Source organism: Paenibacillus sp. ACRRX, assembly GCF_022346885.1.
Classification (GTDB): Bacteria; Bacillota; Bacilli; order Paenibacillales; family Paenibacillaceae; genus Paenibacillus_B.
On the sequence record NZ_JAKRNK010000014.1, the window covers coordinates 58,190 to 66,792 of the forward strand.

Sequence of the window (8,603 nt, forward strand, 5' to 3'; positions counted from 1 at the left end):
CATGTTATTCATTCCTCAATTCCGACTTCGCGCCGTAGTAAATATGCATGAGTTCTTCACAGTAGGTGTTGTCTTCATTATAAACGATTAAAGGCGGCATCAAACGTACTTCAGGCTTTCCATTCCGTGCGGCTTCAATAAGTACCATATTTGCCTCTGATCCAGCCTTCGGATGTACAAAACGAATACGTTTCGGTTCGAGTCGATAGGTTCTCATTAACGCCATCATATCTACCAGTCGTGACGGACGATGTACCATTGACAGCTTACCACCAACCTTTAACAATCTCGCGCATGCGGCTATTACATCTTCCAACGTACATCCTATCTCATGACGAGCCATTGCTTTATGTTCGTTCTCCTTCAAATCACCTGACGCAACTGACATATATGGAGGATTAACGGTTATCGCATCATAAAGATTTTGATCCCCAACAAGCCTTAAGGTCTTGAGGTCCCCCTCCATAATCTTAATCTGTCCAGTAAGTCCGTTTATTTCTACACTACGTTGAGCCATATCAGCTAGTCTGGGCTGTATTTCAATGCCGTCAATGTGTGCTTTCGTCCGAGTCGTTAACAATAACGGGATAGCTCCATTTCCTGTACATAAATCAAGAATACGCCCCCTAACAGGTACTGCAGCAAATCGGGCTAATAGAACAGCATCCAAAGAGAAGCTGAATACTTCGTCGCTCTGAATAATACGTAAATCATGCGTTAACAAATCATCCAGACGCTCGGAAGGATGTAAGGTTACATTCATGTGTGCAGGTATCTCCTTTGTTCCGATATCAATATGTGTATATGAGAAAGCCGTAGGGAGGAATGTAAGATTCCATCACCTACGGCACCGGTTATTTATTGAGGAAGGACAAACAGAATAAGCAGTCGCCTTCCGTACGCAAATGACCATAATATACGTTGCAAATATGAAATCCTTCATGGTACAAGCGTGCCAAATTGTCGTAGCCTTCACCAACTAAATTGGCTTTTGCCTCCGCTTCGTCCAAAGGAATATCAGCTGCGGGTGCAGATTCCCCGGTTGGAACGGAAGCTGTCTGGTCTTGCTCATGATGCTCAAGCTGCAGAACTTTGCGCAGTTGCTGATTCTCCATCAACAGACGCTGGTTCTCTTCCAGCAGCTCCTTCACGATCAGCTTCAGTGCACCGACTTCTTGATGAAGGTTACCCATATTCGTTTCTAGACCATGAATTTGTGTAAAAATATCTCTCTTCTCCAAGTTCCCACCCCAGAGTATCATACAGATGTCCTACAACATTACTTCACGACCACATCGTCAAATAATAGTTCCTTCACTTTCCCAACTTCGAACAGCTGCACATGTACTTTTCGTTCACCAGCATTCAAGCCGACTACTTTACCTTCTCCTAACGAGGTTACAACCAATCTGCCGACAGCAGGTAGTTCTTCCTTCGCACTTTCATAGTTATCATGCTCATACTTCAAGCAACACATGAGACGACCACACAAACCGGAAATCTTGGTAGGATTTAATGATAAGTTCTGGTCTTTTGCCATTTTGATGGATACCGGTTCAAAATCACCTAACCATGAGGAACAGCAGAGCACACGTCCACAAGGCCCTATTCCGCCAAGCATCTTTGCCTCATCACGTACACCGATCTGTCTTAGCTCAATGCGGGTACGGAATACGCTCGCTAGGTCCTTAACCAATTCCCGGAAGTCAACTCTGCCTTCCGCAGTAAAGTAGAAAATGATCTTGTTCCGATCAAACGTATATTCGACATCAACCAACTTCATCCTTAACTGGTGTGTTTTAATCTTCTCTAAGCATGTACCAAATGCATCCTTTGCTGCCTGGCGGTTCGACTCCACCAGTTGCCCATCTACATCCGTCGCTACCCGGATGACCTTCTTTAATGGAAGTACCACATCGTTCTCGCCGACCGTCTTCGGACCGATGACGACTTTGCCGTACTCGATGCCGCGCGCCGTTTCGACGATCACATGCTGGTCCTTCTGGACCGGCCATTCGACCGGGTCGAAATAATAAATTTTGCCCGCTCTTTTAAAACGGACGCCGACCACATTATACAATCAAGTACCTCCTTGCATCCCAACCAGAAACTGCTCAAACACTAGCTGCGGGTTTACGTTAGCGCGTACCCGCTTCTGCGCTTCCGCCGCAGCTTCCATGCACCGAATCCATCCATCGGCTGTTCTCGTCCACGCAATCTTGCCCATTAGTTCGAGCTGATCTTGAAATACGAGGCTGTCCTGTCGGTTCAATTGGTAATACAACATATCTCGAAACCAGAGATGAAACAATCGGAACAACATGTCCGAATGTTCCGCAAGCTCCGTCTTGAATACTTTCTGCTGTGCTAGTAGGAGTGCTGAGGACAGTCGTACCCCGCACTCCTTCCCTAATTGTAACATTACGTTTCTCAATTCTGCAAACCAATTCTGTTGGCATAAATGCCTGCTGGCATCCAATCCGTTTACCAATTGAACGGCAACACGTGCAAGTGTAGACACACTACCTTCTTCAACCAGCTTATGATAAATTTGCTCAGGATTCGTAGGCGTAAATGGCACCCACTGTGAACGTGAAATAATCGTCGGAAGCATAGCTTGTCCATTATCTGCAATTAGAATCGCAATTGAGGGGCTCGTTGGCTCTTCCAAAAATTTAAGCAGACTGTTTGCCGCTTGCACCGTCATTTTGTCAGCCTGCTCCATAATGTATATTTTCCGTCCCGACGGGTGAGTACGATATGAAAATTCGCGCTGCAGATCACGAATCTGATCAATCTTGATCGATTGCCCTTCCGGCACGATCATATGCACGTCCGGATGGTTGCCGTGATCAATCTTGCGGCAGGACAAACATTCATCACAGGAATCTTCCTTCATACGCTCACAGAACATAGCTTTTGCCAAAGTTATTGCCGTCTGAACACGTCCTGTACCCCGAGGCCCGCTGAATAAGTAAGCATGTGAGACTTTGTCGGCTCGAAGGCCATGCTGCAAGATCGCCTTAGCCCTTTCCTGACCAAGGATATGCTCAAATGACATCTGGTATGATCCTTTCTAATAACCTGCTACCTCTCAGCATAGGTTGTTAAAATGTCAAGTTTATCAACATGCCACGTATTTCACCGACTTTGTTTAGCATGTCAATCTTACCCTCTTCGCTCTGGAGTAATTCGTCAGCTAATTCCAACAAAGCGGTATCTATCTCTTCCACCAATCGATATCGTTTACTGCGACCGCGTCTGTCCCATCCTCTTGCATCCCGGATTGCGACACCACGTCGAACGGTATCCTCCAAAAATCGCTTAACCATCGTCTTGTATAAACGTAATTCACGTACGGTCATTGACTTCGATAACCGCTCGCCTTGTTTGTATATATCCTGCAGCCTCTGCTGCATCTCTTCATTAGAGGAACGTCCATCCTGCTGCTGCATCATATCCGCGAATGACTTCGTGGTGACAGGCTTAGCCACAGGGTCGCCAAGACGTACATCTTTACCAAAAGGGCGAAAGCCCGGGTTAATCTTCACCTTTCATCACCCTAACTTAGAAATGTTCAAAACGATCTACCGGCATTACAAACACTGTTGCTCCGCCAACCTGCACCTCAACGGGAAGCGGCATATACGAATCCGTCGTTCCACTCATTGGTGTAACGGGAGTAACCAATTGATCTCGTACCTTACAATTGGTGCGAATGACTTCGAGCACATCCTCGACCTGTTCATCCTCGACACCTATCATAAATGTCGTATTACCCGCTCGTAGAAAGCCGCCCGTGCTTGCAAGCTTCGTTGCGCGGTAATCGGCTTTGACCAGGGCATGACTTAGCCGATTGCTATCCTTGTCTTGTACAATGGCCACAATTAACTTCATGCTGTCATCCTCCTCATAATATAATGAAAAGCGGTATTAATCTAATTATACATCATTTCCCCATCATCCTCGTGCGTTGCTGTAAATTCTCCATCATATGCGAGACAATGGCCTCTGGTGCCTGTGCAGCATCGATACGAACAATGCGATCTGGATGACGCTGAGCAATGATTTGATACCCTTCCTGCACTTTATAGTGAAAGGACAATGCCTCTTGATCCAATCGATTTACTTCCCGCAATTGGTTTGCTTCGATACGTCGTAAGCCTACATCAGGGGCAATGTCCAACCAATAAGTAACATCTGGCATCACAGCCTGTACTGCAAACTGATTAATTCTCCAGACGGCATCAATTCCTAAGCCGCGGGCATAGCCTTGATACGCTAAACTGCTATCTACAAAGCGGTCACTAATAACGATTACCCCATTTTCCAATGCAGGTATCACCTTCTCGACCAAATGCTGCCTTCGCGCTGCTGCATATAAGAGCGCTTCTGTATGGGGGTCCATCTCCGTATACTCAGTATTCAGAATAACTTCGCGGATACGCTCTGCAATTCGAATACCGCCTGGTTCACGTGTGACCAGCACCTTGTACCCTTTTGCTTCCAACTCACGCTGCAGCAAAACAATCGAAGTCGACTTTCCGGCACCTTCGCCGCCCTCTAAAGATATAAACAAGCCTGGGTAGGCCATTATAATCAACAATCCCTTCTTATTTCTCGTACACCAGCAGTGTCCGCAGCGTCTTATCCGAGGCATCCTGACACTTCGCTCCCGCCTCAGATAATTGCTGTAATAACTTAATATGCGCAGCTGATATCGTTTCCCCGGCATATAAAAGCGGTATACCTGGGGGATATGGGACAACAGCCTCTGCCGCATCATAACCTGCTGCTTCACTTGTGTCAATAAATCGAACCTGACGCTGATCAAGGTCAAAAATGGAAAAAGCGATTGGTTCAGCTATTAAATCTTCCATTTGAGTAGCTTGGAGAGACAATTTTCGAATCGAGGCTGACTCTCTATCCTTGTGTCTACTATCTTTATGAGACCTTGTCTCTACCTCCCTCTTAATCTTAAGCTGATCCTCCAAATGCACCAGGGCTGCAGCCACTCTTTCCACTTCTGCTAACGTTGTGCCGAGCGTACACAATAACACAACATAGTTTAGATCAGCCATTTCCGCTACAATACCGTTCTCCCGCAAACGGTCAAGCAAATCATATCCTGTGCAATTGCCGTATCGCTCATATATGACCACTTTAAATGGATCAACCAATGGATGAGTAGACGATTGATCATTATCCTTATCAACGCTGCGAACTGATTCCTTAGGTGATATACAACTGAACGTATTGGATCTCCCGATCCATGAACGCAAATATTCAACTGCTGCTAAACCCTCTGTAAAGGCTGCCGGACCACGTGTTTGTACATAATGTCGACTCATATCCAAAGATGCCATCAAAGGATACGAGGGACTAGAGCTTTGAATCATGGTCAACGCCTTCGCAAGACGTTTGCGGCATATACGAGCTCCTTGAACATGGAGCATGGCGCTCATTGTCATGCCAAGCAGCATCTTATGCGTGGACTGTACTACTAAATCTGCGCCTGCTTGCAGCGCAGACTTAGGGAGCTTCGGATGAAGCCCGTAGTGAGCCCCATGGGCTTCATCCACGATCAGCGGCAGCCCGTGCGCATGAACGGAATCCGCTATTGGAGTTAGGTCTACGCCCAATCCGTAGTAATTTGGATTGCACAGCACAACTGCCTTTGCTTCCGGGTAGCGTTGTACGGCCGCCGCTATAGTCTCCTTCGATGGGGCAGTGAGTAATCCGCTGTCTTTATCCGCACAAGGACTGACAAAGATAGCACGAGCACCCGCCAGCATAAGCCCGTGAAGGACAGACTTATGTACATTACGCTGCACAATGACGATATCACCAGGCTTAGTGCAGCAGGACAAAATAGCGGCAATGTTCCCGCTCGTACTTCCACTAACGAGGAAGTACGTCTCCTCCGCCCCAAAGCACTGCGCGGCCAGCTGCTGCGCCTCTCTTATGGCGCCAGTCGGCTCATGCAGATCATCCGTGCCCTCTACCTCGGTCACGTCCTGCCCGAGCAGCGCCGCATAGCGGCGATATAACGATGCATGCGCAGCATCGTTCGTCTCTGCGGCGGCACGCTCGTACGCCGCCCCATTCTTATGACCGGGCACGTGCATGGATACGTGCTTAGCCTGTTCATATTTTAGCAGTGCCTCTACTAGCGGCATCTGTTCTCGAGTCATTTCATTCATTTGCTGCACCTTTTTTAAGACATAATAATTCTATTGTAACGCAAATCAATTCCTGTGTTTATCCCCTATCAGAAACTCTTTTGTCATTAGTGCTATAATTTGCATCATTATCAAAAAAAGAGCCCGCACCCGGACTCTTGTCATGTAAATAAAAATGAACTTTACGAGATAAACTATCCCAGTACATAAATAAAAGCCTTGCCTTATAAGCCCAAATAAACCCGTCTAACTTTAAGCTTGCAGCTGAAGCCACAGACGCTTTAATTGATGAATGTAAAATGGATACTTATCATCCTTAACATCGGTGTGCACCATCTCCTGCTCACACCCTGAACAAATAAACTGATTGACGATGACCATGCCTTCCGTTTTTTGTTGTCCGCATACGATACAGCAATGCTCCGTCCGGCCCTCCATGACAATCCCACCTTTAATATGATTTATATGTAGTATGTCCTGATTAATAGAACAGTAAACCGATTTCATAGAAACTTTTCAAATATTTATTGCATCATATGCACTACGTTTAGAAAGGTGTATGTACGTTTTGCAGGACATGACGGCTTTTTGCGATGATGCCTTCATTCTACCACCATTTGAACCGATATATATCGTACTGGTGAAACTCATAGAATAAAGGAGTGGCCACATGCAAGCCAGACAGGAACGAACATTTTACAACTATCAGTTATTACGCAAATATCGTTTCTCCAAAGTCGTTAACTACAGCTACATGTTTCTTGGTCTATTAGCAGCAGGTGCCGCGTGTTGGGCAGACGGCATTCTCGGAATAGCATACAGCTTCCTGGCATGGAGCACGCTCATTTGGATTCACTACGTCATATCACGTTCACTCTTTGTAATTGATCGGTATACCTATCGCAAGCGTTGGGGATTCCAGTGGAAGCCACCATGGATCGGTTTCCTTCCTCTTGAGCAGCAGTTTATTGGATTTCGTTATTGGAGCAAAATATTATTATCTACCCTGCTAATTGGAATAGTTATTATTGGTGCCTTGAGCCCTTGGCTGCCACTTGGCTTTACGCTGCAATTTCTATTTTGGCACTTGTGGATTATTGGACCGCGTCTGTTTACCACAATTGCAGCCATGTCGGTTTCAGAAGACAAACTGATTAAATTAGAAACGAATCTATTCTTAATATATAAAGCATAATCCTCTATATTTATACTATTCTTCACCCATTCTTCTGCGAATGGGTGATTTTTTTTATTTTGGCCACACTAATGTAGATTATGTACGATTTAACTAAAAAGGAGTGCAAGTAAATGCCATCTCAGCCGCAGCCATCGCATACAATACCGCCACAACATCAAAATCAACAACCGGGAACTGAATCCGAAATGAAACCTCTTCCTAATTATGAAGGGTCAACATACAAAGCAGCAGGTAAACTTAAAGGAAAGGTAGCGCTTATTACCGGTGGTGACAGTGGAATTGGCAGAGCCGTAGCTATTGCGTTTGCCAAGGAAGGTGCAAGTATCGCTGTTGTATACCTAAATGAACATGAAGATGCTTTACTAACCCAAAATGAAATTGAGTCCGAAGGTGTTCATTGTCTGCTTCTACCTGGGGATATTGGCGATGAATCGTTCTGTTTAGAAGTCATTAAGCAAACCATAACAAAGCTTGGTGGGTTAAACATACTTGTAAATAACGCTGCAGAACAACATCCACAAGCTAATATTACGGATATTTCTACCCAACAGCTGGAGAAAACATTTAAAACTAATATCTTTTCCATGTTTCATTTAACAAAGGCAGCAATGCCTCATTTGAAAAAAGGAGACACTATCATTAACACGACCTCTGTCACAGCGTATCGTGGCAGCGCAGAATTGCTTGATTACTCTTCTACAAAAGGAGCCGTCGTATCGTTTACTCGTTCCTTATCTGCAAATCTAGCTAAACATGGCATTCGGGTAAATGGAGTAGCACCTGGCCCAATTTGGACACCTCTTATTCCTTCCACTTTCGATGAGCAAAAGGTAAGTGAGTTTGGGGCAAATACTCCGATGCAGCGCCCTGGCCAACCTATTGAACTCGCAGCCGGTTATGTATATTTGGCAAGTGAAGATTCTTCCTATATGAGCGGTCAAATTCTCCATATTAATGGTGGGGAAATTGTAAATGGATAGCTGCAAGAGTTAAAAAACACCTACTAAAACTTAACTTAGACACTTTATTTAATAATAAAATAACTCTTCAAATAAAAAAGAAGCTTCCCTCGGGCCTATTCAGGCCTTTTGGGACAGCTTCTTTATCTGCTTGGCAACGTCCTACTCTCCCAGGACCCTGCGGTCCAAGTACCATCGGCGCTGGAGGGCTTAACGGTCGTGTTCGGGATGGGTACGCGTGGAACCCCTCCGCCATCGCCACCA

Annotated in this window: 11 protein-coding genes and 1 rRNA gene; 2 read left to right on the forward strand and 10 right to left on the reverse strand. The window is 45.6% G+C overall.

The window, feature by feature from the left end; genetic code table 11:
• Positions 1–4: 4 nt before the first annotated feature.
• The 9 genes from MH117_RS25710 to MH117_RS25750 all read right to left on the reverse strand — a co-directional run bounded on the left by MH117_RS25710 (position 5) and on the right by MH117_RS25750 (position 6,620).
• Entirely contained in the window at positions 5–763 is a 759-nt protein-coding gene (locus tag MH117_RS25710; protein ID WP_239333866.1) for a tRNA1(Val) (adenine(37)-N6)-methyltransferase, read from the reverse strand.
• A 91-nt stretch (positions 764–854) separates the two neighbouring features.
• Positions 855–1,241, reverse strand: coding sequence for an initiation-control protein YabA (locus MH117_RS25715; RefSeq protein WP_239333894.1), 387 nt, complete (start codon positions 1,239–1,241; stop codon positions 855–857).
• Positions 1,242–1,279: 38 nt separating this feature from the next.
• Positions 1,280–2,080, reverse strand: a complete 801-nt coding sequence (locus MH117_RS25720) for a PSP1 domain-containing protein (RefSeq protein WP_028543466.1) — start codon at positions 2,078–2,080, stop codon at positions 1,280–1,282.
• A complete protein-coding gene (gene holB / locus MH117_RS25725; protein WP_239333868.1) occupies positions 2,081–3,061 on the reverse strand; it encodes a DNA polymerase III subunit delta' in 981 nt (326 codons plus the stop codon). It abuts the gene before it with no gap.
• A 46-nt stretch (positions 3,062–3,107) separates the two neighbouring features.
• Positions 3,108–3,551, reverse strand: a complete 444-nt coding sequence (locus tag MH117_RS25730; RefSeq protein ID WP_028543468.1) for a YaaR family protein — start codon at positions 3,549–3,551, stop codon at positions 3,108–3,110.
• 16 nt (positions 3,552–3,567) lie between these two features.
• On the reverse strand, positions 3,568–3,897 hold the full coding sequence (locus MH117_RS25735) for a cyclic-di-AMP receptor (RefSeq protein WP_239333870.1): 330 nt from the start codon (positions 3,895–3,897) through the stop codon (positions 3,568–3,570).
• A gap of 52 nt (positions 3,898–3,949) precedes the next feature.
• Positions 3,950–4,594, reverse strand: a complete 645-nt coding sequence (tmk, locus tag MH117_RS25740; RefSeq protein WP_239333896.1) for a dTMP kinase — start codon at positions 4,592–4,594, stop codon at positions 3,950–3,952.
• Positions 4,595–4,613: 19 nt separating this feature from the next.
• The gene (locus MH117_RS25745; protein ID WP_239333872.1) at positions 4,614–6,203 is read right to left on the reverse strand and encodes an aminotransferase class I/II-fold pyridoxal phosphate-dependent enzyme; all 1,590 of its coding nucleotides are present in this window, start codon (positions 6,201–6,203) and stop codon (positions 4,614–4,616) included.
• A gap of 231 nt (positions 6,204–6,434) precedes the next feature.
• Positions 6,435–6,620, reverse strand: a complete 186-nt coding sequence (locus MH117_RS25750; RefSeq protein ID WP_239333874.1) for a sigma factor G inhibitor Gin — start codon at positions 6,618–6,620, stop codon at positions 6,435–6,437.
• A gap of 232 nt (positions 6,621–6,852) precedes the next feature.
• On the opposite strand from MH117_RS25750, the gene MH117_RS25755 reads away from it, so the two are divergent.
• Both MH117_RS25755 and MH117_RS25760 read left to right on the forward strand, forming a co-directional pair.
• Positions 6,853–7,377 (forward strand): hypothetical protein, encoded by a 525-nt coding sequence (locus MH117_RS25755; RefSeq protein ID WP_239333876.1) that lies wholly within the window; start codon positions 6,853–6,855, stop codon positions 7,375–7,377.
• Positions 7,378–7,490: 113 nt separating this feature from the next.
• The gene (locus MH117_RS25760; protein ID WP_239333878.1) at positions 7,491–8,360 is read left to right on the forward strand and encodes an SDR family oxidoreductase; all 870 of its coding nucleotides are present in this window, start codon (positions 7,491–7,493) and stop codon (positions 8,358–8,360) included.
• A gap of 128 nt (positions 8,361–8,488) precedes the next feature.
• Here MH117_RS25760 and rrf read toward each other — a convergent pair.
• Positions 8,489–8,603, reverse strand: a 5S ribosomal RNA gene (gene rrf / locus MH117_RS25765); the annotation flags it as partial.

Bases quoted from the DNA above. Each gene is read 5' to 3' on its own strand.
- holB (WP_239333868.1), bottom strand. From the start codon at position 3,061: ATGTCATTTGAGCATATCCTTGGTCAGGAAAGGGCTAAGGCGATCTTG.
- tmk (WP_239333896.1), bottom strand. From the start codon at position 4,594: ATGGCCTACCCAGGCTTGTTTATATCTTTAGAGGGCGGCGAAGGTGCC.
- MH117_RS25735 (WP_239333870.1), bottom strand. From the start codon at position 3,897: ATGAAGTTAATTGTGGCCATTGTACAAGACAAGGATAGCAATCGGCTA.
- MH117_RS25760 (WP_239333878.1), top strand. From the start codon at position 7,491: ATGCCATCTCAGCCGCAGCCATCGCATACAATACCGCCACAACATCAA.
- MH117_RS25745 (WP_239333872.1), bottom strand. From the start codon at position 6,203: ATGAATGAAATGACTCGAGAACAGATGCCGCTAGTAGAGGCACTGCTA.
- MH117_RS25755 (WP_239333876.1), top strand. From the start codon at position 6,853: ATGCAAGCCAGACAGGAACGAACATTTTACAACTATCAGTTATTACGC.
- MH117_RS25710 (WP_239333866.1), bottom strand. From the start codon at position 763: ATGAATGTAACCTTACATCCTTCCGAGCGTCTGGATGATTTGTTAACG.
- MH117_RS25750 (WP_239333874.1), bottom strand. From the start codon at position 6,620: ATGGAGGGCCGGACGGAGCATTGCTGTATCGTATGCGGACAACAAAAA.